Annotated in this window: 17 protein-coding genes; 11 read left to right on the top strand and 6 right to left on the bottom strand. The window is 42.3% G+C overall.

Annotated features, from left to right (window positions below):
• Positions 1 to 49: 49 nt before the first annotated feature.
• Complete coding sequence (hutC, locus tag AC4E96_RS04000) at positions 50 to 763, bottom strand: histidine utilization transcriptional repressor HutC (protein WP_490254959.1); 714 nt, start codon at positions 761 to 763, stop codon at positions 50 to 52.
• A 115-nt stretch (positions 764 to 878) separates the two neighbouring features.
• Between hutC and hutI the strand changes: the two genes are divergently transcribed.
• Both hutI and pckA read left to right on the top strand, forming a co-directional pair.
• Positions 879 to 2,123: an imidazolonepropionase gene (gene hutI / locus AC4E96_RS03995; protein WP_488031665.1), complete on the top strand. Its 1,245-nt coding sequence runs from the start codon at positions 879 to 881 to the stop codon at positions 2,121 to 2,123.
• A gap of 71 nt (positions 2,124 to 2,194) precedes the next feature.
• A complete protein-coding gene (gene pckA / locus AC4E96_RS03990) occupies positions 2,195 to 3,805 on the top strand; it encodes a phosphoenolpyruvate carboxykinase (ATP) (RefSeq protein WP_488031664.1) in 1,611 nt (536 codons plus the stop codon).
• 143 nt (positions 3,806 to 3,948) lie between these two features.
• Here pckA and AC4E96_RS03985 read toward each other — a convergent pair whose 3' ends face one another.
• Both AC4E96_RS03985 and AC4E96_RS03980 read right to left on the bottom strand, forming a co-directional pair.
• On the bottom strand, positions 3,949 to 5,250 hold the full coding sequence (locus tag AC4E96_RS03985) for an inosine/guanosine kinase (RefSeq protein ID WP_488031663.1): 1,302 nt from the start codon (positions 5,248 to 5,250) through the stop codon (positions 3,949 to 3,951).
• Positions 5,251 to 5,340: 90 nt separating this feature from the next.
• A complete protein-coding gene (locus AC4E96_RS03980) occupies positions 5,341 to 5,604 on the bottom strand; it encodes a GrxA family glutaredoxin (protein ID WP_488031662.1) in 264 nt (87 codons plus the stop codon).
• 307 nt (positions 5,605 to 5,911) lie between these two features.
• Here AC4E96_RS03980 and amrB point away from each other — a divergent pair, with 307 nt between their 5' ends.
• The 3 genes from amrB to cspE all read left to right on the top strand — a co-directional run bounded on the left by amrB (position 5,912) and on the right by cspE (position 7,334).
• Positions 5,912 to 6,607, top strand: a complete 696-nt coding sequence (gene amrB / locus AC4E96_RS03975; RefSeq protein WP_490254958.1) for an AmmeMemoRadiSam system protein B — start codon at positions 5,912 to 5,914, stop codon at positions 6,605 to 6,607.
• A 52-nt stretch (positions 6,608 to 6,659) separates the two neighbouring features.
• The gene (locus AC4E96_RS03970) at positions 6,660 to 6,881 is read left to right on the top strand and encodes a DUF1289 domain-containing protein (RefSeq protein ID WP_488031660.1); all 222 of its coding nucleotides are present in this window, start codon (positions 6,660 to 6,662) and stop codon (positions 6,879 to 6,881) included.
• Positions 6,882 to 7,124: 243 nt separating this feature from the next.
• Entirely contained in the window at positions 7,125 to 7,334 is a 210-nt protein-coding gene (gene cspE / locus AC4E96_RS03965) for a transcription antiterminator/RNA stability regulator CspE (protein ID WP_155695803.1), read from the top strand.
• 206 nt (positions 7,335 to 7,540) lie between these two features.
• Here cspE and queG read toward each other — a convergent pair whose 3' ends face one another.
• Positions 7,541 to 8,686, bottom strand: coding sequence for a tRNA epoxyqueuosine(34) reductase QueG (gene queG / locus AC4E96_RS03960; protein WP_490254957.1), 1,146 nt, complete (start codon positions 8,684 to 8,686; stop codon positions 7,541 to 7,543).
• A gap of 12 nt (positions 8,687 to 8,698) precedes the next feature.
• Between queG and AC4E96_RS03955 the strand changes: the two genes are divergently transcribed.
• The 5 genes from AC4E96_RS03955 (at position 8,699) to AC4E96_RS03935 (ending at position 19,918) form a co-directional block, all read left to right on the top strand.
• Positions 8,699 to 10,291 (top strand): NAD(P)H-hydrate dehydratase, encoded by a 1,593-nt coding sequence (locus AC4E96_RS03955; protein WP_490254956.1) that lies wholly within the window; start codon positions 8,699 to 8,701, stop codon positions 10,289 to 10,291.
• 58 nt (positions 10,292 to 10,349) lie between these two features.
• Positions 10,350 to 14,561, top strand: coding sequence for a YhdP family protein (locus AC4E96_RS03950; RefSeq protein ID WP_490254955.1), 4,212 nt, complete (start codon positions 10,350 to 10,352; stop codon positions 14,559 to 14,561).
• A gap of 9 nt (positions 14,562 to 14,570) precedes the next feature.
• Positions 14,571 to 15,434: a carbon-nitrogen hydrolase family protein gene (locus AC4E96_RS03945; protein WP_488031656.1), complete on the top strand. Its 864-nt coding sequence runs from the start codon at positions 14,571 to 14,573 to the stop codon at positions 15,432 to 15,434.
• Between the two features lie 48 nt (positions 15,435 to 15,482).
• Entirely contained in the window at positions 15,483 to 16,922 is a 1,440-nt protein-coding gene (gene tldD, locus AC4E96_RS03940; protein WP_490254954.1) for a metalloprotease TldD, read from the top strand.
• Positions 16,923 to 17,164: 242 nt separating this feature from the next.
• Positions 17,165 to 19,918: a M16 family metallopeptidase gene (locus AC4E96_RS03935; RefSeq protein WP_490254953.1), complete on the top strand. Its 2,754-nt coding sequence runs from the start codon at positions 17,165 to 17,167 to the stop codon at positions 19,916 to 19,918.
• Between the two features lie 149 nt (positions 19,919 to 20,067).
• Here AC4E96_RS03935 and AC4E96_RS03930 read toward each other — a convergent pair whose 3' ends face one another.
• Both AC4E96_RS03930 and yjgA read right to left on the bottom strand, forming a co-directional pair.
• Positions 20,068 to 22,545: an Ig-like domain-containing protein gene (locus AC4E96_RS03930; protein ID WP_490254952.1), complete on the bottom strand. Its 2,478-nt coding sequence runs from the start codon at positions 22,543 to 22,545 to the stop codon at positions 20,068 to 20,070.
• A 13-nt stretch (positions 22,546 to 22,558) separates the two neighbouring features.
• The gene (yjgA, locus tag AC4E96_RS03925; protein WP_490254951.1) at positions 22,559 to 23,074 is read right to left on the bottom strand and encodes a ribosome biogenesis factor YjgA; all 516 of its coding nucleotides are present in this window, start codon (positions 23,072 to 23,074) and stop codon (positions 22,559 to 22,561) included.
• 88 nt (positions 23,075 to 23,162) lie between these two features.
• Here yjgA and pmbA point away from each other — a divergent pair, with 88 nt between their 5' ends.
• Positions 23,163 to 24,506, top strand: coding sequence for a metalloprotease PmbA (pmbA, locus tag AC4E96_RS03920; RefSeq protein ID WP_490254950.1), 1,344 nt, complete (start codon positions 23,163 to 23,165; stop codon positions 24,504 to 24,506).
• Positions 24,507 to 24,581: the final 75 nt, after the last annotated feature.

The following is a 24,581-nucleotide window of genomic DNA, read 5'->3' as shown; positions in this document are numbered from 1 at the left end:
TTGTTATTTTGATGTTTTTCGTCGAACGCTTTTAGCTAGATCGCTTTTATTAGTGCTGTGCTTTTTTAAAAGTAAGTTGGCCACCTAAGCGATAGCTCGAACCTGGGTAAATGATCCGTGCAAAACACACGACACCCGACTTGCTGGATGTTCGTCTAATGAGTTGTAAACATGGTTCTGGGTCGTACATTTGTAACCACTCACAAACTTGTTCAGTTGGTGATATAGCTTCAATCGTGTGTCGTGCTTCCGTTAAGGGAGCGGCTTTGGATAAATACTCATGAGGTGTGACTTCTGAAAAGTCTTGTTGTAAGTATTCAGGCGCCATTTCAGGGTTGATGAATCGCTCTTCTACCTGTACCGCTTTGTCATTGTCAAAGTGAACAATGACTGAACGAAACACCTCCGTACCAATGTCAACATCTAACGCGATGGCAATCGGTGCGATGGCTTCGATTTTTTCTAATTCAATGACCGTATTGTGATAGTCGTGTCCACGACCTTTAATTTCATCGGCTATGTCTTTGATCTCAAACATTGAGCCTTGGCCCTTCAAAGAGGCGACATAAGTACCTGAGCCTTTTGTACGGACCAAAATTCCCTGAGCTGAGAGCTCTTCAACTGCTCGACGCGCGGTCATTCGACTGACATCAAACTGCTCAGCGAGTTTATTTTCAGAAGGGATAAGAGCATTTTCTTGCCATTCTCCGGATTCGATACTGTTGAGAATAAACTTTTTAATTTGTTCAAATTTAGCGGCCATGCTGGTCTACCCTTAATTGAAATTTGTCTAAAAGACTGCCACACTGAGAAAAGATGTATATACAACTTGTGTATAGAAAATAATTGAAACTAGCTAATTTAGTCAAGGTTAATGAATGATAAATTCTGCTCAAAATTGCCAGGCCTTTGATCTTGTTATCAAAAACGTTCAGCTTATTACGCTTTCCGACACGGTCGTAGAAGCCCCTTATGGCTTGATTTCCGACGCCGCAATTGCGGTAACAGATGGCGTTATTCAATGGTTAGGAAAGGCGTCTGAATTACCAACTCACCCGTGTAAAAATGTCGTTGATGGCCAAGGGCAGTTTTTATCTCCGGGGTTAATTGACTGTCATACTCATTTGGTTTTTGCCGGAAGTCGGGCGGCGGAGTTTGAACAACGCTTAAATGGCGTGAGTTACAAAGAAATTGCGGAGCAAGGAGGTGGCATCCTAAGCACGGTAAAAGCGACCCGCGAAGCGAGCTTTGAAGAGCTACTGCGATTAGCCAAGCAGCGAGCCACTACTTTAATGAAAGAGGGTGTAACCTGCATAGAAATAAAATCTGGTTATGGCTTAGATACTCAAACCGAAATCAAGATGTTGGAAGTCGCAACTGCGCTTGAGCAGTCATTGCCAATTGACATCCGACGCACCTTTTTAGGGGCTCATGCTGTCCCACCAGAATTTAAGGGTGATGCCGAGGGCTACATAGATTATTTAATTAACGACACTCTGCCGAAAGTCCATCAGCTAGGTTTGGCCGACGCTGTAGATGGATTTTGTGAAAATATCGGTTTTAGTCGTGAGCAAATGACAAAATTGTTTGATGCAGCAAAAAAACTTGGGCTTCCTGTTAAGCTCCATGCAGAACAGCTGAGCGATAGTGGTGGCGCGGCTTTGGTGGCTGAGCGAGATGGGCTGTCAGCTGATCATTTAGAGTATTTATCCAAAAAAGATTGTAAAAGGCTATCCCAATCTGTAACCATTCCTGTATTATTACCAGGTGCCTTTCATACTTTGTCTGAAACACAGCTACCGCCGGTTAATTTATTGCGTGAATATAACGTTCCGATGGCAATAGGTAGCGACTACAATCCAGGGTCTTCGCCATTGTGCTCACTTAAGTTAATGATGAACATGGCGTGTACGCACTTTAAACTTACTCCAGAAGAGGCACTTTTAGGAGTAACAAAGCATGCGGCTATGGCACTTGGATTGGACAAAGTTGGTGAGTTAAAAGTGGGGTATCAAGCCAACTTCTGTTTATGGGATATTCAACATCCGGCGGAACTTAGCTATACGTATGGGGTTAACCCTTTGACACGCTTATGGATTCGCGGTCAAACCTGCTTTTTGTAACTTACCAAATACATCGTCGCTGTTTTTAAACTTATGCGTAATTGCGCGAACAATCATTTGGTGAAGTACACATGACAACAACTATCGACTTATCTCGCTATGGCATTCTGGAGCCGACTGAAATTCTACATAACCCGTCTTACGAGGTTTTGTTTGCTGAAGAAACCAAACCAGAACTTGAAGGATACGAAAAAGGCACAGTGACAGAGCTTGGCGCTGTTAGCGTAAACACTGGCATCTTTACTGGTCGCTCACCAAAAGATAAGTACATTGTGTTAGACGATGTGACTAAAGATACGGTCTGGTGGAACAACGAAACCGCACCAAATGACAACAAGCCATTGTCTCCTGAAGTATGGAAAGACTTAAAAAGCACTGTATCTAAGCAGCTTTCAGGCAAGCGTTTATTTGTTGTTGATACTTTTTGTGGTGCTAATGACAAAGTTCGTTTAAAAGTTCGTTTTATCACTGAAGTTGCATGGCAAGCGCACTTTGTTAAAAACATGTTTATTCGTCCAACAGAAGAAGAGCTAGAGAATTACGGTGAGCCAGACTTTGTTGTGATGAATGGTTCTAAAACGTCAAATCCAGATTTTGAAAAGCACGGTATGAACTCTGAAGTGTTCACTGTGTTTAACATGACTGAAAAAATGCAGATTATCGGTGGTACATGGTACGGCGGTGAGATGAAAAAAGGCATGTTTGCAATGATGAACTACTACCTTCCTCTGCAAGGTATGGCATCAATGCACTGTTCGGCAAACGTAGGTAAAGAAGGCGATGTAGCGATCTTCTTTGGTTTATCTGGAACAGGTAAAACAACACTTTCAACTGATCCGAAGCGCGAGCTAATTGGTGACGATGAGCACGGTTGGGATGATGATGGTATTTTCAACTTCGAAGGTGGTTGTTATGCAAAAACAATCGACCTTGATAAAGAAAGTGAGCCGGACATTTACAATGCGATTCGTCGTGATGCGTTGTTAGAAAACGTTGCCGTTGATGAAAATGGCAAAATTGATTTTACGGATGGCTCTGTAACTCAAAACACTCGTGTGTCATACCCGCTTCATCACATCGATAACATTGTGAAGCCTGTATCTAAAGCAGGTCACGCAAAGAAAGTTATTTTCTTATCAGCAGATGCATTCGGTGTTTTACCACCAGTATCTAAGCTAACAGACGCACAAACGAAATATCACTTCTTGTCTGGTTTTACTGCTAAGTTGGCGGGTACAGAACGTGGTATTACTGAACCACAACCAACATTCTCTGCGTGTTTTGGTAAAGCGTTCTTAACACTTCACCCTCTTCAGTACGCTGACGTTTTAGTTAAGCGTATGAATGAAGCTGGTGCAGAAGCGTACCTAGTTAATACAGGTTGGAATGGCTCGGGCAAACGTATCTCAATCAAAGATACACGCGCTATCATCGACCGTATCTTAGATGGTTCTATTGAAAAGGCACCAACTAAAAATGTTCCTATCTTTAACTTAGAAGTACCGACTGAGTTAGAAGGCGTGAACCCAGCGATTCTAGACCCTCGTGACACTTATGAAGATCCATCTCAGTGGAATGACAAAGCGACAGACCTTGCTGAGCGTTTTATTAAGTATTTTGAACAGTACACTGATCTAGAAGACGGTGCTGAGCTAGTTGCAGCTGGACCACAACTTAAATAAAGATAAACACCTTTATTCCAAAAAGTTAAAAAATCAGCACAAAGTAAAAAGGCGAATCATCATGATTCGCCTTTTTGTTTTTGAGTTAAGAGGATGCCGGAAAGCGCTCTTTATTCTCAAATTCTTACTAACTTTATTTTGGATTAATGCCAGTATGCACTCTCTAAGCTATCTTCGCGATCAGGCAATCCCTTAGATAGTCTAGGGGAACTCTGAGATAACACCTCGAAGCTCACGCGGTTTGCATATTTACAGATTTGCGCCAATGAAGAATAAGACATGGCTGGAATACCGTGTTTACTCGACTCTGGTACGTTTAACTTGTGGAATACGTTAGCAGTAATATCGTGAATTACCGCTGCAAGTGCACCGTCGCCTGCGCCGTTAGTATTTTTGATCTCATCTGGACCACCCATGTAAGGGGCAATATGAGAGAAGATCTTAATTGGCTCACGACAGTTTTCTTTTAAGATAGGGCGAGAAAACTCGTATTTGTTAAACTCAGGAATACTACCCGGTAACAATGGATATTGAGTTTTTCGTTTGTGTTGTTCGTCGGTATAACCGGCCATGTAAAGACCTTGAGGACCAGCAGTACACAAGACTAAATCGGCCAACTCAAGCGCTTGCTCGGCTGCGATCAAAGGATCTTTAGTGCCTAATAGTGCTTCGGCTTCTTCTTCGTTCATGGCTAACACCTGAACGTGATCTTTGATGAAGTCTCGCCACCATTGTGGTTTTTCCTCGATCATAAAGCGAGTACCAAGCGTAAGAACAACAGGTACTTGATGCATATTCGCATACTCAATGGCTTGCATTGCGGCTTTATCAAGCGTGTCCTCACCTGAACAGCGAGTAAAGTAAGCACTTACCACGAATGCAGAAGCATTTTTGATTAGGTCTTCATCAATAAAGTCAGGTGTAAGGCGATTCATTACACCTGAGTCAATAGCAAAGGTACGTTCACCATCTTCAGTGATTAAAGTGAATGCTCGGCCTATCGCGCCATCAACTGGCTGAAGGTGCTGAAGGTCCACTTTAGAAGAGGTGTTACATAAATAGCGGTATGCGTAGTTACCAACTTTGATGTTTTCGCTCATTACACCGTATAAAACTGATCGGTCATCGGCCAATACAGAGTAGTTATGCATTGTGTTACCGATTGTTCCTCCAGCGTGTTGATCAATGATCAAACCTTGCTCAGAGATAACGTCGTACAGTTTTTCGGCTAAATCACTTGAAACAAGCTGAGACAAACCTACTTTTAAATCAAACTCTTCAAGTAGCTCTCGAGATACATGCGCCTCGATATCTACAATTGTTTGATCCATCCCTACAACGTAAGGGTGTTTCAGTTTGCCATCAACCTTAATCTTATTGGTTACAGGGTCTTTCTTTTCGACTGGAAAATAATGTCGATGTTTGCGTCTACCTGGAAATCTCATAGCTCAACGGTACGAATAAAAATTTGGCGCGCATTGTATGACATTTTGGCGTCATTATTAACCAATACTTTATGCTATTTAGGAATAGATCTATTGATATAGCCCTAAATTTGCTTTTGCGTACGCTTCAAATTCAGTAAATCCACCAATATGAGTTTGATCTATAAAGATTTGTGGAACGGTTTCCACTGGTTTACCCGCCGACTTCTCTAAATCCGCTTTTGAAATACCTTCCGCTTGGATATCAACATAACGATATTTAAAATCATCACGTGACTCAGTTAACTGCTCTGCCACCTCTTTCGCACGAACGCAAAATGGGCAACCTGGGCGACCAAAAATGACTGTAAACATAAATAACTCCTTAATTTGAATTGGTTATATTTTAGCAGACTTACAGATTGAGGAAATTTAATAAAATCGATGATCCCCATAGATTATTTAGATTCTAGATAAGCGATCAATATTCCAAACTAATCTTAATGGCAAGTTGTTGGAAACTCGCCAGTTTCCTTTGGAGACCCAAATTAAGCGAGTCTCGCAACTTTGTATGTTCAAATGCTCTTCTATAATTTTCACAGGATTGTTGTTTTAAAGGTGGTAAGGAAGACAGAACAAATGGAAATGAGTATGACGCACTAGTTAGTTAGAGGTGATTGTTATGATAGTTAGACCTGCTAATGCGGCAGGATTTTTATATCCTTCAGATGCAGACGAACTGGTAGTCGATATTGCTCAGCGTTTATTGTCGTTACCGCCGGTAAAGTCGAGCCCGATTGGTTTAGTTGTACCACATAGTAGTTTAGAGCTATGTGGAGACACGAGTGCCGCAGCTTTTCGGCATTTGGCGATGTTAGGCCCGCAAATTTCAAACGTCATTATTATAGGAATAGCAAACGATGAGGTATCCGGCGTCGTGTTGCCTTTTAGCGAGAAGTTTCAAACACCACTAGGAACAATCCCTGTGAACAGTAGGCAGGTCAAGAGCATGTCTTTACTGCCTTTTGTTCATCTAAATGACCGTACGCACTTTAAGTCACTGGTCATTGAAGCTCAATTACCATTTTTACAAACCTGTTTGGTGGATTTTAATATATTACCTGTACTTATCGGTGATCTGAACGAGTTTGATTTAAGCCTGTTTTTCAAAAGCTTGCCGATAGATGCATCTACTTTGGTTGTATTGAGTGTGGACGTGGATGCGGAACAAGGAAAATGTAAGGATAAAAAAGAAGCATTTTTGTTTAAACACTTTAATGAATTTATGGCAACCCAGAAATATGCGATAGAATTAGCTGAAACCGTTGGCTCACCAGCGAACAACGAAGATGGGTTCAAAAGCTATATCGTTCACTAAAATCGCTGTTAGATATTGAGTCTGTTGTCTTTCTTATTTAGGTGTATTAATAATGACTCGCTCCTCAGCGCAAAACGAAAAAATACAATCCCCTTGTATTGGTCAATGTTGTCTGGACCAAGAAGATGTCTGTGTTGGCTGCTTCAGAACAATGAATGAAATTCTCAATTGGACGTCGTCGACGAGTGACGAAAAGCTTGAAGTGCTCTCTCGTTGCCAACAACGTCGAGCGATTCGCTTCCAAGAACTCACCGATAAGGGTAATAAAAATTAAATTAAATTTTAACGTTCATTTAATGAGCTTTATTTTTTTTATGTGTTATGATGCTTTCTGTCTTTAACGAGACTTAAAAAAATTGTTTGATAGCTTCATGAAATTTATACACCAATACTCAAATTTTAGTCGATTTTGAGAGACGTAATCTTTACATAAGTGACATTGCAATTGTTTAAACTCCGCAAAGATACAGCTGATACATGTGTATCAAAAATATTTTGAAATTTTATAGAGGTTATTATGTCTAAATCGACTGGTACAGTTAAATGGTTTAACGAAGAAAAAGGTTACGGTTTCCTTACACAAGACAATGGCGGCAAGGACGTATTCGTTCACTTCCGTGCAATCGTTGGTGAAGGTTTCAAGAGCCTTAAAGAAGGTCAAGCAGTAACTTTTGACGTTGAAGAAGGTCAAAAAGGTTTACAAGCTGCGAACGTTGAAGCTAACTAATTTAGCTTGCGTTTAAAGTTCCTAGTTAATAGCTAGAACTTTAGCTGAAAAGAAAGAGCACCTAGTGCTCTTTTTTTGTATCTGAATTTCAATTCTATGACTCTCCAAGCCTCTGACTTTTCAACTCTAAAACGTTTCAAATCCTCAACTCTTGAATGCTCTATCTCTTTAACTCTTTAACTCGCTGAGAGGTTAGCTTCAGTGATCTATGCGTCTCTTGGTAATCCAACTTGGACGGCTTTAATCAATCGTTTAAGTTTGCGATTGTCTTGACCTGCTTGCTCCGCTTTTTTGTATTGTTGGGCCAACGCCCATTCTATATGCTCATCGAGCAAGTCACTTATTTTGTGGAGCTTGTCTTTTAACGCACTGATGACTGCCTGACTATAGGCGGCGTTACCAAGCCCAATAGCAATGTTTCTAAGCCAATATTCAAAACCAATTCGACGTATAGGAGAGCCTTGGGTTTTAGTTAAAAATTTTTCTTCTGACCACTCCCAAAGAGTTAACAAGTTTGGGTTATGTAACTCGTCTCTCGGCATAAAGTCTGGTTGACTGGTCAATTCGGCGTGTCGGTTCCATGGGCAAATCAACTGACAGTCATCACAGCCATAAATTCGATTACCCATTGGTTCTCGAAATTCCTCTGGAATAGAGCCTTTATATTCGATGGTTAAGTAAGAAATACAGCGATTACTGTCGACTACATAAGGCTCAACAATCGCTTGCGTAGGACATATCGTCATACAAGCAACGCAACTGCCGCAGCTTTCCTCGACGGGGGTATCTTGTGGTAATTGAATTGGGAGAAACAGCTCACCTAAAAAGAACCAGCTCCCGGCGTCCTTGTTAAGGATCAGTGAGTGTTTACCAGTCCAACCGAGCCCCGCTTTTTCTGCCAGAGGCCTTTCTAAGACGGGAGCAGAATCTACAAAAGGTCGAAATAGCAACGCCTCATCACCAACAAATTCAGCGACCTTTTGGCCTAGCTTTTTAAGTTGGTTTCTAAGTACCTTATGATAATCTCGACCAAGTGCATATCGGGAAATATAAGCGTGTTCTGGCGTGCTTAAGTTGGTGGCAAAGCTTGCGTTTGGCGGTAGGTAATCCATTCTAACCGAAACGACAGATATCGTGCCGGGTAATAATTCTTGTGGGCGGCATCGTTTAAGGCCATGGCGCTCCATAAAAGTCATATCACCGTGAAAGCCTTTATCTAGCCAGTCCAAAAATGCCGCTTCTTGGTTGGATAAGTCAATATCACTAAACCCAACGTGCTGAAACCCAAGGTCACGGCCCCATTCCTTGATCTTTTCTGCAAGTTGGTAATAGTTAAGGTTAGCTTTGTTCATTAAGAGAATAAAATGTCGAATTCTGATGTGTCTACTTTACCATCTAAACTCTATCTAGCCGAACAGATTAAACAAAATGAAAGTGACTGCGCTCATTCAGTAGGTGTTGATATGTACCAACTAATGGAGAAAGCAGGCCATAGTGTATTTGATTGTATTTTAGCGAGGTTCCCTCGTGCTCAACATATTTTAGTCATCGCTGGTCGAGGAAATAACGGAGGCGACGCTTATGTCGTTGCTAGGCTGGCAAGGCAGTCGGGCATGAATGTTACTTTGTTGGCGAAAGGCAAAGGAGCTGGCCTAGGAGCTGATGCCACGGTTGCGAAACAAAGTTTTATTTCCGCTGGCGGGACTATTTTAGACTTACAAGAACATTGGCAACATATTGAAAGCCTAGAAGTCGATCTCATCGTTGATGGACTAATTGGGATAGGATTGCATCAAGAATTAGATGCGTTTACGACTAATGTTGTAATGGCAATAAATACCAATAAAGCCGCGGTTATTTCCATCGATGTGCCCTCAGGTTTGGACTCGGATACCGGAGTGCAACAACAATATTCAGTCGTTGCCAATTATACCGTGAGTTTTATCGCATTAAAGCCTGGCTTTTTTACCGCTGATGGCCCTGATTGTATAGGACAATTAATTTATTCAGACTTAGGCCTCAGAAAAGCCTTTGAAAATAAAGTGTCATCAACAATTTCCTTGATTCATCGTAATAGCATCACAGCCATTCCCGCCAGACAGAAAAATTCACATAAAGGCAGTTACGGTAACGTATTGGTGATAGCTGGCTCTTCATCAATGGCTGGTGCTGCGTTTATGGCAGGTAAAGCGGCATTGCGATGTGGCGTTGGTAAGGTTCATGTTATTTGCGAAGTAGGAAATGAATCTATCATTACTCAACTGTGCCCAGAGTTGATGGTTTGTGGGGTGACCGGAGACGAATTTAATTCAATATTACAGTCGCGATTAGATACAGCAGATTGTGTGTTGATTGGGCCGGGGCTAGGTCAGTCTAGTTGGGCTCAGCAAGTAATGACTGACTTACTAAGTTGCGACCTAATTGCATCTAAGCCGGTCGTTTTTGATGCTGATGCAATCAATTTTATCTCCCAAAAACTGCGAGATGGTAATCAGTTTGTAATCGATGTGATGGCCAAAAAAGATAAGCCCTGGGTGTTCACCCCTCACCCTTTAGAGGCTGCTAGAATTTTGGCTACAACAGTGCCAGAAATAGAAAAGGATAGACTATTAGCGGTCACTCATTTAGTAAAAAAGCTCAATAGTGCGGTGGTTTTAAAGGGAAGCGGTAGTATCGTCGGAAGTGACTTTGGTGATCTGTATCGTTCGGTCAATTTAAGCGGAAATCCTTCAATGGCGACGGCGGGGATGGGAGATGTGTTGTCAGGTGTTATTGCTGCGAGTTTTACCGCTTGGGGGCTTTCTAAAAAGTCGTTACAAAAAAAGTTAGAACTTGCGGTTTATTTACATGGTTTAGCAGGAGATTTTACTGCAAATGAGGCCAAAATAGGTATGATAGCAACAGATGTAATTGAGTCGTTGCCAGGTGCCATCTGTGACTGTCTAGAAGTACAATAATTCTCGTACACTGAAACTAATAGCGCCAGGGAAAGTCAGACTATATGTGAGAAAGGCATTGCTAAAAAAGTTATTTACAAAAAGCATTAAAACCGTTTGGGCTATATTTGCCACAACGGTCGTTTTGCTTGCTGTTGTTATTAGCTTGCTTAAGGTGTTTCTACCCTATGCTGATAACTACAAACAAGATATTGAGTCCTACATTGTTACTGAGTTTAACGCCAATGTAACCATAGGAAGTATAGGAGCGAGCTGGCAAAAGTTTGGGCCAGCTATTGTTCTAAACGACGTTGAGTTAGCCGCATCAGAAGACGCCCCCCTCGATATCAAAATTGCTGAGACAAAAATGAACATCGACTTCTGGCGTTCGCTTAGAGAGCAACGTTTGGTGACAGGTGCGTTTTTGCTAAAAGGGGTCGAAACTAAGATAAACAGCGATGTATTCTTTAAAGTTCGCCCTCAAAGTCAAGGCTCCCAACTCTTCGAAGGTTTAAGCCATCTATTTTTATCTCAAGTCCAGCAGTTTTCCGTTATAGATAGTCAAGTATTGGTCCGTCACCAAAACGGCCAACTGCAAACGTATCACATTGATGATTTGGCTTGGGTGAATGAAGGTAACCATCACAGAGGTCAAGGTGAAATGTACATCGACGGCTTCTCCAACAACTCTCTTGGGTTTCGAATGGAGCTGTACGGTCAGCGACGAAGTGAAATTTTTGGCCAAATTTATGTTGAGGCACAACAAGTTGATATCACTCCTTGGTTAACTCAATTTATAGGTGAACACGTCGCAGTTAAATCTACAGAAGCGAATTTCCAAGTATGGAGTGACGTTAAAGATGGTTTGGTAGGGGCGTTTTTGGTTGATCTTCAAAACACAGGGGTTCGTTGGGAAAAACAAAATAGCGACAAATTTTTATTCATAGATAGCGCAAAGCTTCAGTGGCAAAAGCAGCAGTCTGCTTGGCAGTTATTTGGTTCGGATATCGATTTAACGACTGAAGAAACCAATCCGACGCCATTTGATCTTCTTCTCGCTCGCACCGATAAAGGAGTTGAGTTACAAACCGAAGGAGTGGATGTATTCGCTTTAGCTCAACTACTCTCATTATTTTCAGTCACCAAAGATACAACATTGCTCGCAAATGCTGATATTTCAGGCACGGTCAACAATCTAGCATTGTTATGGCCAGAGCAAGGTGAGTTGAGTGCCTCTTTATCTATAGGTGATTTTAGTTACTTACCTGAGGTTACAGCTAATGAAGCCTATTTAGGATTTGAGGGGACTGATGTCGATATTACCTGGTCTGGGCTTCAAGGATGGGTAGAGCTTCGCGGAAGCAACGGAGAGTTTGCGACAGCCGATACCTTTGAGACTCCTTTTGCTTATGATGGATTGCTAGTGGATGTAGCAATAGATTTAGAAGGTACGGCGAGTGTTATTACTCTTGATAAAATAGAAGTAACGAATCCTGACTTGCATATCTTAGGTCATGCACAAGTCGCGAATATTGACTCAGAGTCACATTTGTCTGTTTATGCAGAAATTGTGGGACCCCGACAAGGTAAAATAGTGGATTATTTACCCAGGCATCTAATCGGCCCCAATACACATAGTTACCTTTCAAAGGCGATTAAATCCGGAGAAGGCTTATTAACAAGAGTCATTATTGATGGCCCTACTAATCAAGTTCCATTTGATGACTCTTCGGGTACGTTTTTAATTGAAGCTCAATTAGCAAATGGTGAGTTTGAATTTGACTCAGACTGGCCTGCAATCAAAGATATGAACGCGACGTTGACCGTTAATAAAATGCTAATGGGAATCAGTGCCCACAGTGGCACGATCGCCAATTTACCGATCAATAATGATGTTTACGCCGAATTGGATTTAGGTGCACCTAACACCCTCTTAGAGTTGTCGATTGAACCTGACGAGTTGGCATTTGAGCAATTTCATCACTTGGTCGAAACTACACCTTTGGACGAACTACTTGGTGATGTTTTTGATTTTGTAAACCTCTCAGGTCAAGGCGCTGTGCAGGTTGATTTGAGTTTGCCGCTCGATGATGAGTTAGATGCTAATGGCAATATGCCTCAAACTGTTGCACGAGGCACTGTTCGCACCAATAACGCCGGACTTTCACTACCAGAATTAAACCTTGATTTAGCAAACGTCGATGCGTTTGTTAGTTTTGAGAACGAAGCGTTTGCTATTCACAGTGCAAACGCAACTTGGAATAATCTGCCGATAAATATGCTGGTGGCCGGCAACGAAAATGAAGCGGGCGATGAAAAAGATTACGTTATCAACGCGCAGGTTAGCGGTTCTTGGCAAGGTCAAACAATCAAAAAGCAATTACCAACATCATTACAGTCATACTATGACGGGCCAATGGCCAGTGAGCTAACGGTAAATGTTAGTCTCAACGAAGAGGGGTATGAATATGATGTTACCTCAAGTAGTAATCTTAAAGACGCGGAATATAAGATAACGGGGCCACTGGTGAAAGGCAAAGGTGTGTCATCTGAGCTAAATGTCTCGGTATTTGGCAACCAAAACACCAATAATTTGTACATAGAACTGGATGATCTAGCACACTTTATGGGCGAAATACCGGCTTCTAGCGGTATTGTAGAGCGAGCTATTTTGTCTATTAAGAAACAATCGGAAAACGCGAACGCGATGATTTCAGGACTTTTACCTCAAGATGGTTTTGAAATACTTGTTGACTTACCTGGCGCTGAGTTTGAGCCAACACTAAGTTTTGTTTTGGATATTTTAGACACGATTGATGCAGGGGAAGAAGACCAAGAGCCCACGCCGTCATTGGCTTCGTTAAGCGGAAGCCCGTCAAACGGTATGGACTCGAGTGATTTAGACTTGAATGGCAGATTTCCACAAAGTCTAGAAAACGAAGATGATGAAGTCTCGATGTTATCCGCGCCATCCACGATTAAGGGCAAGTTCGGCTATATCGATATCTTAGGACAACGTTGGCACAACACTACCTTAAACGCAGAACCGAAAGGTAATGGTTGGCGTTTTGATATCACTAGTGATGAAGCGGATCTGTCCACGTTTGTCTATGATGATATTGAAATTAATGGAATCGATATTAATGCCAAACGCCTCAATATTAAAACCGAGCCAAGTGCGAATGAGGGAACAAATAGCATCACTAACACGAGCAGTTCAAATTCGGCAGGTGACCCGGGTTTAATAAATACGACGAAGTCCGCCGCTGTTGAAGATAGGTTGACCGACTCTGCGGGGCTGATAAGTGGGTTGCCGGATTTACATTTTGAGTGTGAGGTATGTACGTTTAATAATAAGCCACTGGGTAAGCTAGTTATTGATACTTTTTCTCGAGACAGTTCTTTATTTATCGAACGCGCAAGTCTCTTGTATCAGCGAAATGAAATCAGACTTACGGGGATCTGGGCGGGCGATGAAGGCGCAGGTAAAACAAACCTGAGCGGTGATATTTACTCTCGTTATTTTGGCCAATGGATGCTGGATTGGGAGCTTAATACTGGTATCAAACAAAGCGACTTACACTCGAAGTTCTCATTGAGTTGGGACGGCGCACCTCACGAATTCGGTTTCTCAACATTAAATGGCGACACTACGTTTAAGTTAGGGGAAGGCTATCTAAGTGAAGTGAGTGACAAAGGAGCAAGAATATTTTCACTGTTCAGTCTTAACTCTCTGTATCGAAAGCTTAAGTTTGATTTTAATGATGTGTTCCAAAAAGGCCTGTTCTACAACGACATCAAAGGCAGTATGCAAATAGAAAACGGAGTTGTGTACTCCGAGGATATTTTTATGGATGGCGTAGCAGGTAACATGAATATGCGTGGCTTTACTAATCTGAATTCAAACGCGCTTAATTATGACGTTACCTTTAAACCGAAGATCACATCGAGTATCCCAGTTATTGCAGCTTGGTTAGCACCCGGCACAGCGGGGTTGTCGTTTTTGGCTGGTATTGCAATCGACAAAATCATTGAAAAGGCGGATGTGGTATCAGAAGTAAGATTGAAGATCACTGGTGATTTGGCCGAGCCGAAAGTTCAAGAAGTAAAACGCTTTACCAAGACTATCGATATTCCTGGTGCTAAAGAAGCCAAAGAAAAAGCCGAACAAGAACAACAAAAAGAACAACAAAAGCTTCAGCAAGAACTTGAGCAGGAGTTGCGCCAAGAACAACTGCAACGAAAGCAACCGTCAACAAGTGATGGCTCTCCATCGGTTTCGATTCATTAAGGAGTGACTATGCATGCGTTTGTATTGCAAATGACTTCAACACCTGATGTTGATGAAAACATAGCTTATGTAAATCAGCAGCTCGAATTAGCGAAATCAGCAGGAAACTTAGCAGAAAATTCGGTCGTTGTATTACCAGAGTGTTTTGCCAATTTTGGTGGAAAAGATAAGAGTAACTTGGCTATATCCGAACCTATTATGTCAGGTGAAACAGCGATTGACCCAAATAGCAGTTATCCAGTCCAAGAAAAGCTAGCGAGAATCGCTAAACAATATCAAATATTTTTAGTTGCGGGTTCATTTCCAACTAAGTCATCCAGAGATAATAAATTTTGTGCTTCTTGTTTAGTGTTTAATCCTGAAGGAGCATTAATCGCTGATTATCAGAAGATTCATCTCTTTGATGTTGATGTGGATGACAACACTGGTAGTTATCGAGAGTCTGATAGTACAGAAGCAGGGGAGCAGCTGGTATGTTTTGATACCGATTGGGGCAAAATTGGTGTGGCGATATGTTATGATTTGCGATTCCCTGGTTTGTTCCAGGCGCTAAGAAATCAAGGCGTGAGTGCGTTTGTGTTACCAAGTGCATTTACAGAAAAAACCGGTGAAGCTCATTGGCAGACGCTTTTGGCGGCAAGAGCCATTGAAAATCAATGTTATATGGTTGCTAGTAATCAAAATGGTGTACATCAAAACGGCCGTCAAACCTTTGGTCACAGTATGATCATTTCTCCGTGGGGAGAGGTGTTACAAAATGCCGAACGCCAGAATGGTTTATTTGGCGCAAAATTAGATAGACAACGTATAACCGATATAAGACAAGCCATGCCGGTGGCTAAACACAACAAATTTAAGCTCTCTGTTCGATAAATTTAGAACGGATGAGACGATGAGTTAACACGAAAAATAGGATCGATTTTGAATCAAGTTGAACAAAACATATTGGCCGCAAACCAATTATCAGAGCAAGACGTCTACGATGGTTTAGGTATTTTACTTGAGCACAAGTTAGATTATGCCGATCTTTATTTTCAAGGAAGCTTCCACGAATCATGGGTGATGGAAGATGGTATTTTAAAAGACGGCAGTTACAACATCGAACAAGGTGTTGGTGTTCGTGCCGTAAATGGCGAGAAAACGGGCCTGTCGTATTCTGACCAAGTTAATATGAATGCGATTGTTGAAGCATCAAAAACCGCCCGTAGCATTGCCGAGGCGGGTGTTCATGGCAAGCAACAAGCCTTCACTAAACCTCAATCTCGTCAAATTTATCTGCCTACTCAGCCGTTAGAAAGTATGTCTAACAAAGAAAAGGTCGACTTATTAAAAAGTGTAGATAGCTACATCAGAGCAACAGCGCCCGAAGCGACCAACATTGTGGTAAGCATGAGTGGTGTTTATGAAGAGATTCTGGTAGCCGCAAGTGACGGTACTTGGGCAACCGATGTTCGCCCTCTTATTCGCCTTAACTGTTCAATTGTTCTTGAAAAAAACGGCCGCAAAGAACGTGGCGGAGCAGGGGCCGGCGCAAGAACCGACTATCAGCACTTCTTGGAACTGGTAGACGGAAAATTGCGCTACCAAAGTATTGCTGATGAAGCTATTCATATGGCAACGGTAAACTTAGAAGCCATCGATGCACCTGCGGGCACTATGCCAGTGGTACTAGGTTCTGGTTGGCCTGGCGTATTACTTCACGAAGCAGTAGGTCACGGTCTGGAAGGTGACTTTAACCGTAAAGGCAGCAGTAATTATAGCGGTAAGATAGGCCAACAAGTTGCTTCTGAACTTTGTACTATCGTCGATGATGGTACGTTAGGCAGCTTACGTGGTTCATTGAATATCGATGATGAAGGTGTACCGAGTCAATATAACGTACTTATCGAAAATGGTGAGCTAAAGTCGTACATGCAAGACAAAATGAATGCTCGACTTATGGGTGTTGAACCAACAGGTAATGGTCGTCGTGAGTCATTTGCTCACATGCCAATGCCACGAATGACAAATACTTATATGCTGCCTGGAGAGAGTACACCAGAAGATATTATTGCGAGTGTTGACTATGGTATTTATGCCAACAACTTTGCTGGTGGCCAGGTTGATATTACCTCTGGCAAATTTGTTTTTTCAGCTTCAGAAGCTTATCTAATAGAAAACGGTAAAATCACTAAACCAGTCAAAGGCGCAACTTTGATAGGTAACGGTCCAGATGCCATGGGCCAAGTCTCTATGGTCGGTAATGACCTAGCGCTTGATAGAGGAATTGGTGTGTGTGGCAAAGACGGTCAAAGTGTACCTGTTGGTGTTGGGCAACCAACCCTTAAACTCGATGCAATGACGGTGGGTGGTACACAGTAAAAACATTACTTTCAATATTTCTAAAATCTAATAGATCACAAGGCCAGTGGGGGAGCTACCTACTGGCTTTTTCACATTAATCCCCACCAAATTTGATTATTAAATTAAACCACATAAAAAGAACAAAACTGAATTGAGCAAATTTTAACCAGCGTGTTACTCTTTATTTACTGAACTCAGGATGTAGCAAGTTTAGTCTCTGGCCAATTGGCAACGTCATATAATATATAAAGGAATACATTATGAAGTTATCAACACTTATCAAAGGTCCTCGGAAACTAATCATTGTACCTTTGCTAGCACTAGGCATTTTCTTTTTAAATGTCGCCCACGCCCAAGAAATAAAACTCAATTACGAAAAGTTCACATTAGATAATGGTTTGACTGTGATAGTCCATGAAGATCGCAAAGCCCCTGTTGTGGCTGTTGCAGTTTGGTACAAAGTCGGCTCAAAAGATGAACCTGATGGAAAAAGCGGCTTTGCCCACTTATTCGAACATCTCATGTTTAATGGGACCGAAAACTACGATGACGAGTGGTTCAAACCTTTGCAAGAAGTTGGTGCAACTGGATTAAATGGCACCACGAACTTCGATCGAACTAATTATTTTCAAACCGTTCCTACTCCTGCGCTTGATAGAATCCTTTGGATGGAGTCAGACCGAATGGGACATTTATTAAACGCGGTTACTCAAGAGAAGCTCGATGAGCAACGCGGTGTTGTTCAAAATGAGAAACGTCAGCGTGAAGATCAACCATATGGACAGGTCTTTAATCATATTATTGATGCAATGTTTCCCAAAGGCCATCCTTATGATCATTCTGTGATTGGTTCGATGGAAGATTTAAACTCAGCGTCACTTGATGATGTGAAAGAGTGGTTTAAGCGCTATTACGGTGCTGCCAATGCCATATTAGTATTAAGTGGAGATATTAATGCCGAAGAAGCCAAACCAATGGTCAATAAGTATTTTGGCCACATTGAATCAGGCCCAACATTGGCTAAGTGGAAAGCAAATGTACCGAAACGAACCACTAATACACGTAAAGTAATTCAAGATCGTGTACCTCAAGAGCGTATATACCGCTTATGGGTGACACCAGAAGATACAGATCCCGTCTCAAGTGACTTATTTATTGCCGCCTCTGTTCTGGGCGATGGTAAAAACTCAAGATTATACAAAGAACTTGTTTATGATCAGCAAATAGCAACGAACGTTGCAGTATTTAATCAAGAGTTTAAGTTAGCGTCTGCATTTGGTGTGTTTGTTGATATCAAACCCGGAGTTTCTCGCGAGAAAGTTGAGCGAGAAATGGAAAAAGTGATTTCAAAACTTTTAGAAAAAGGCCCTACGAAAAAAGAAGTGGCCTTGGTTAGTACCAAATATAAAGCGCGAATTTTAAGAGGTCTTGAGGAAGTCGGCGGCTTTGGCGGTAAGGCCGATACCTTAGCTGCCGGTGAAATGATTGCCGGTGACCCTAACTTTTTCCTAACTGAAATTAAGGAGATGGAGCAGGCTCGCCCCAAAGACGTGAGAAATTCGGCCAGAACTTGGCTGTCTAATGGTTGGCATCAAATCACAGTGGAGCCTTTTCCTAAATATAGTGTTAGTCAGCCTGCCGTTGATCGTTCTACAGGATTACCCGATGTCACTGGAGAAGCTGAATTAACCTTTCCTAACATTGAACAAGGAAAGTTAAAAAATGGGATGAAAGTCGTCGTGGCCAATCGTGATACGATCCCAATGGTTAATGTGGCTGTTCAGTTTGATGCTGGTTATGCAGCGGATCACGGCAATAAGCTTGGACTAGCGTCATTTACCACAAGAATGTTAGATGAAGGCGCAGGTAAATACGATGCGTTGGAACTTGCCGCAGAATTAGAAAAATTGGGTACGACATTACAAGCAGGTTCTGACTTAGATACGACAACGATCACTATGTCTATGTTAAAAGAAAATATTAGTGATTCGTTAGAAGTGTTAGAGGATATTTTGGTGAGGCCGACTTTTGCAAATGATGAAATAGAACGTCAACGCACATTAATCCTCAACCAAATTGCTCAACAATTAAATCAACCAGTGTCGATTGCTCTTACACTCTTACCGCCTATGATTTACGGTGCCGATCATGCTTACGGAATTCCGTTTACTGGCCTAGGCACGCGTTCATCGGTAGCAAGTATTAGTCGTGAAGATTTGGTGGAATTTAAGAATCAGTGGATGCGACCAGACAATGGAACCATTTTTGTTGTCGGTGATACAACGTTAGAGCAAATAAAGCCACAATTAGAAAAAACCATAGGAAAATGGCGAGCATCAGGTGAAGTAGGCACAAAAACCATCGCTACAGCTAGTTTACCGGACAAAGGTCGTGTGGTCATTATTGACCGTCCAGGGTCACAACAGTCACTTCTATTGGCTGCCCATTTAGCGCCACCCTCTGGCGTCGATAATAATATCGCTATAGATGCCATGAATCGCACTCTCGGAGGCGCATTTACGGCTCGAGTTAATATGAACTTAAGGGAAGATAAAGGTTGGTCATATGGGGCTCGTACAATATTGCAGGATGCTCGTGGGCAACGTCCGTTTTTAGTTTATGCACCAGTACAAACGGACAAAACTGGCGCATCGATAAAAGAACTGATGAAAGAGCTGAATGCATATAAAGGTAACAAACCTCCTACTCAGGAAGAGCTGATGCGGGTTATAATGGATCGAATACGTTCTTTACCAGGGCGATTTGAGACATCAGGTGCGGTACTCAGAAGCTTGATGCAAAGCGAACGTTTTGGCAGACCTTATGAATATCCTACTGATTTACCTACTAAGTATACTAATTTAGCTACCGCTGATTTGCTCCAAGCGGCCGCACAGACGGTCCATCCTGAAAAGCTGACCTGGCTTATCATAGGGGACGCGGCTCGTATCAAGACCGAGGTTGAAGAAGCGGGCGTTGGAGAAGTTGAAGTTCGACCTATGTCGAGCCTGTAAAAGGTTAGACCGCAAGGTAAGTAAAACGCTTTAATGTAACGCGTAGAAACATTTTGACCGTTGTCTTCGTTACAGTAGACATTAAAGAATCCGATGTTGGTATCAACATCGGATTTTTCTTTTCCGTTAATAAAGCCAATAATGGTGGATTAAAGAAGGTTAATCACCAAGCCATCGGACGTTTCAATTGTTGATGGTGATACTACCGAAAACTCTAAACCACCTGTTTGTGGTTCATCATCAACCGTTAGGTTATTGATGAGGGTAAATGAGCGTCTAAACGTGCCTGGTACTGCTGGGTCGTCAGAACCTGCTGTATTTCCAATCGTGAACGTTCCTGTCCCCACTGAGTCTCCTACGTCAGACGTTAAGGCGATGCCAGTCTCATGTGCCATTGTTTGGAATTGGGTGTCCGACACCTCTAAAGTGAAGCTTTGGCTAGATCCTCTAGCAATCGAAATGTTATTTCTAACTGTTGTGCCATAGTTCTGGTATACGACATTGTCACTCGCGTCGAGAATTCGTATATACGCCTTTGAGCTGGAGGTAATTAACCTGACTGCTTTACGAATTGTAATAAAGTTAGAAGTCGCACAGCTAGTAGCTTCACATTGCGGGCCGTTGAATAAATCATTTTCAACGTCTCGTGTGCCATTGTTGTTGCTATCAATGAAGACTTCACCTACGTCGTAAACAAAGTTCTCATTATCATCACGCCACGCTTCTGGCATATCAATATAGCCACCATCGAATGGTCTAACGCGACCGAAGCCAGATAAAATTTCGTCAATGTTACCTGTGGTTCCATTAACAGCTCCACCATCGTTATCGTCGAATAGGTTATTACCGTTTACATCTACAAAGTACTCATGCCCTTCAGCGGTCGCTAAAATAGTCACTCGGTGGTTATCAGTAAATGGTTCTTGGCTCGTCCAAGTAACCGTACAATTACCGTCAGTCGTTGTACAAGAAGGTTCGATTGCGCCACCTTCAGTAGTGAAGTTGACTGTTGTGCCATCTGGAACAGGGTTGTTAAAACTATCGGCCAAATACGCTGTTACGTCTACATTGGTACCAATAATGTTCCTTGCCTCAGGGTTAATGGTCGATAAGGCTAACGTAATAGAATTTTGATCAGGTAAGCCTGTATTTACGGATAACAAGTCGGACTGCGTTGAAATGGTATTACCTTGATCGTCAACGGTGACGGTTGCAGTCACTCGAACCGCTGTTGGCACGGTACCAGCTACAACTTTAGCACTGACCAAGCCTTCTGAATTTGTGATACCTGAAGCGGCCGCAAGGCTCAAACCACCAACGTCAGTGTTTAATGAAAAATCGACAGCTTGTTGGTTAAGTGGGTTACCTAATTCACCTTTAACAACAAAAGTCACGGTAGACGTTTCTTGTTTGCCTTGTCCGCCTGTTCCTTTGAGAACAATTGACTCTGGAGTCGCAGAAATGAACTCTACTGAACCTAACGACTCTGAGCTTAACGTGATGTCAGTCGTCGCACTTAAGTCTGCTGAATTTACGACTACGGTCGCGACAATCGTGTCAGTTGTGCCGTCGGCACCTGCGCAGCTCAAGTCTTGATAAGTTGATTCTGCCACACCGTTATTTGTCACAACACTTGCGTCGATTGAAGCATCACCCGTATTGACACATGACGAGGCGAAGTTAACGGTCGTTGGAGTCGTGATGCGCTCTAAGTTCTGATTAACTAATACAACCTCTAAACCAATTGTTGCACCTGCGCTATGAGTAGAACTTTCAACACCGATTTCACCATCAACAAAATTACCATCGGCATCAAAATGACCAATTAATACTGTGGTTGATTCATCAAGTGCGTCGCTTGCAACGACCTCATAAGGTGTCGTTTTTACAATGTTATTTTCGTTAATCGATACGCTCGCAGTTGCAACAGCTGCACCTAAGTTATCTTCTTGGCCGGTTAATGAAACCTCGGCAATACCGTTGGCATTGGTCAGGGCAGTAGTTGCACTTAATTGACCAATCTCGGCACTAAACGTTACGATTGAATTCTCAATAGGCTGATCGTTCGCATCAGTCAGTATTACACCAAGCTGCGCGGACTCGTCGGCTTTGATGCGATTAACCGCATTACCATCCTTCTTAAGTGTGATTTCTAGACTTGGTGTTTCGATATTAGTTACAGCCGTTGCCAATACTTCAAAGTCAATGTCTGCAGTGATGGACTCGTCGTTATAAGTCGTTGAGGCAGTTATCGTTACAACTCCTGGATTAACGCTGCTAGAGTCGAAAGAAACACTCGTGGTGCCTTGGCCGTTGGTTAATCGTGATGCTGCCGATAACGTCCCATCGGTTGCGACAAATGAGACATTTTGATTAGCGATAGGCTCACCATTGGTCGCAGATAATGTGACGCTTACGGTTACTTGGTTGCCGACAGTAATACTGTTCGTGGCGTTACCGTTGATATCTGACACAGAAATATCTGCTTGAATATTATCGCCAATAACACGGTTGGTGTTGTCTTCTTCAGAATGACCATTACAGCCAGACAATAACATGGCGCTCAGTAAGACGAGCCCCACCCAAGATTTTACGAACAGTGTATTTATTGTTTTTATATAATTCACCGCAAGCTCCTAATTAACTGCTTAGCCCATCTTTAATATATTGGAATAGCTCTTTGTAACTCTTACCTGGCTTTTCGCTTGCCACTTCTTTTTTCGCTTGGCGTACCAGTTGTCTTAACTTTTGGCGTTCAAGGCTAGGGGCTTGCTCAAGTAGGGAGTTAATAGCGTCATCGCCATTTTCAATCAATGACGTTCTTAAACTTTCCAATTTTCTCATCTCGGCGTCATTCTCTTGGCCAGGAGAAGTAATCTTTTGATATTCAAGACGTAACGTATCAAGCTCCTCATCTTTGAGCAACTTTGCCATGAATTGCAGATGACGGCGGAGTGCATCAGGTTTACTCGAGATTTTATCAGCGAGTTTGAACGCGTCGTGAAGTTCGTCGCTCGCAGTGAGCTTTTGACGTTGAGATTTTGATAATTTACACAACTGAGTGGCAAACTCTTGGAGTTCACGTTGTTCTTTTTTAAGGTCGCTTTTACTGATGTAATTTTCATCATCAGGCATTAAATAATACGGTTTTGTCATAACTTGAGAGTCAATCTAATTTGATAAAAGATTCGTATGAATTATGGTATGCTCTACAGAGCAATTTAACCAGTATTTTTGAGTGTTTATGACCAATAAAAGCGACATTTTCCAACAAATAGACGAAGTCAAATCAGCAATTAGCGATTTACTCGATTTGAGTAAGCAACACGGAGCGACTTCAGCAGAAGCTGTGATCAGTAAATCAAAAGGTATTTCAGTTTCGAGTCGTTGTCAGGAGCTGGAAAATATCGAATTTAATCAGGAAGGCGCGTTAGGTATCACTGTTTACGTGGGGCAGCACAAAGGCTCGGCTTCAACGGCAGATATTAGCCATGAGGCACTAGAACGCACTGTTAAAGCCGCCATTGATATTGCTAAGTACACTTCAGAAGACAGTTACGCGGGTATTGTCGAAAAAGAAATGATGGCGACTGATATCCCAGATCTAGACTTACATCACCCATTTGATATCAATCCTGAAGAAGCCATTAAACACTGTTTAGAAGCTGAAGCTAGCGCCTTTGAACATGATGCTCGTATAGTCAATTCGGATGGTGCATCACTTTCTTCTTATCAAGGCTTTAAAGTGTATGGCAATAGCCATGGCTTTGTTGAAGGTTACCCGAGCAGTCGCCATAGCATCAGTTGTTCGGTAATTGCCGAAGAGAATGAAGACATGCAGCGCGATTATGCCTATACCGTTGATCGTGTTTTTGGTGAATTAGACAGTGCCCACTCTATCGGTATTAAGGCTGCTACTGCAGCGGTTGAACGACTGAATGCAAGAAAATTAGACACGTGTGAAGTACCAGTGTTATTCCACGCAGAAGTCGCTTCGACGTTATTTGGTCATTTTGTCTCAGCTATCAGTGGTGGCAGCTTGTATCGCAATTCTTCGTTCTTGATGGACAGTCTAGATACTCAAATTTTCCCTGAGTTTGTTACTATCGAAGAGCGTCCACACATCAAACGTGGTCTAGCGAGTAGTCCATTTGATTCAGAAGGTGTGGCGACTATCGATCGTAATATCATCGAAGCTGGGACATTAACGACTTACCTCTTAACTGGCTACTCTTCTCGTAAATTGGGCATGAAAACAACGGGTCACGCAGGCGGTATCCACAACTGGTTTATTAGTCAGACTGATCCAGATTTAGCTTCAATGTTGAAAAAAATGGGTAAAGGTTTATTGGTCACCGAACTAATGGGCCAAGGCGTAAACACAGTAACGGGTGATTACAGTCGAGGTGCGGCCGGCTTTTGGGTTGAAAATGGCGAGATCCAATTCCCTGTTTCAGAAGTGACCATTGCGGGTAATCTGAAAAATATGTTCCAACAGATTGTTGGTATTGGTGGTGACGTAGAACGCCGTGGCGCCGTTCAAACTGGCTCAGTACTAATTGAGAAAATGAAAGTCGCGGGTAACTAACCTTTTATTTAATCATTTTTAAAACAGTCACATAGAGTAAACAGTAAAAAGGCGCTCGGGATGATACGAACGCCT

The sequence above is a fragment of the Psychrosphaera sp. genome (genome assembly GCF_982872775.1).
This window is presented reverse-complemented; position numbering and strand designations above follow the sequence as displayed.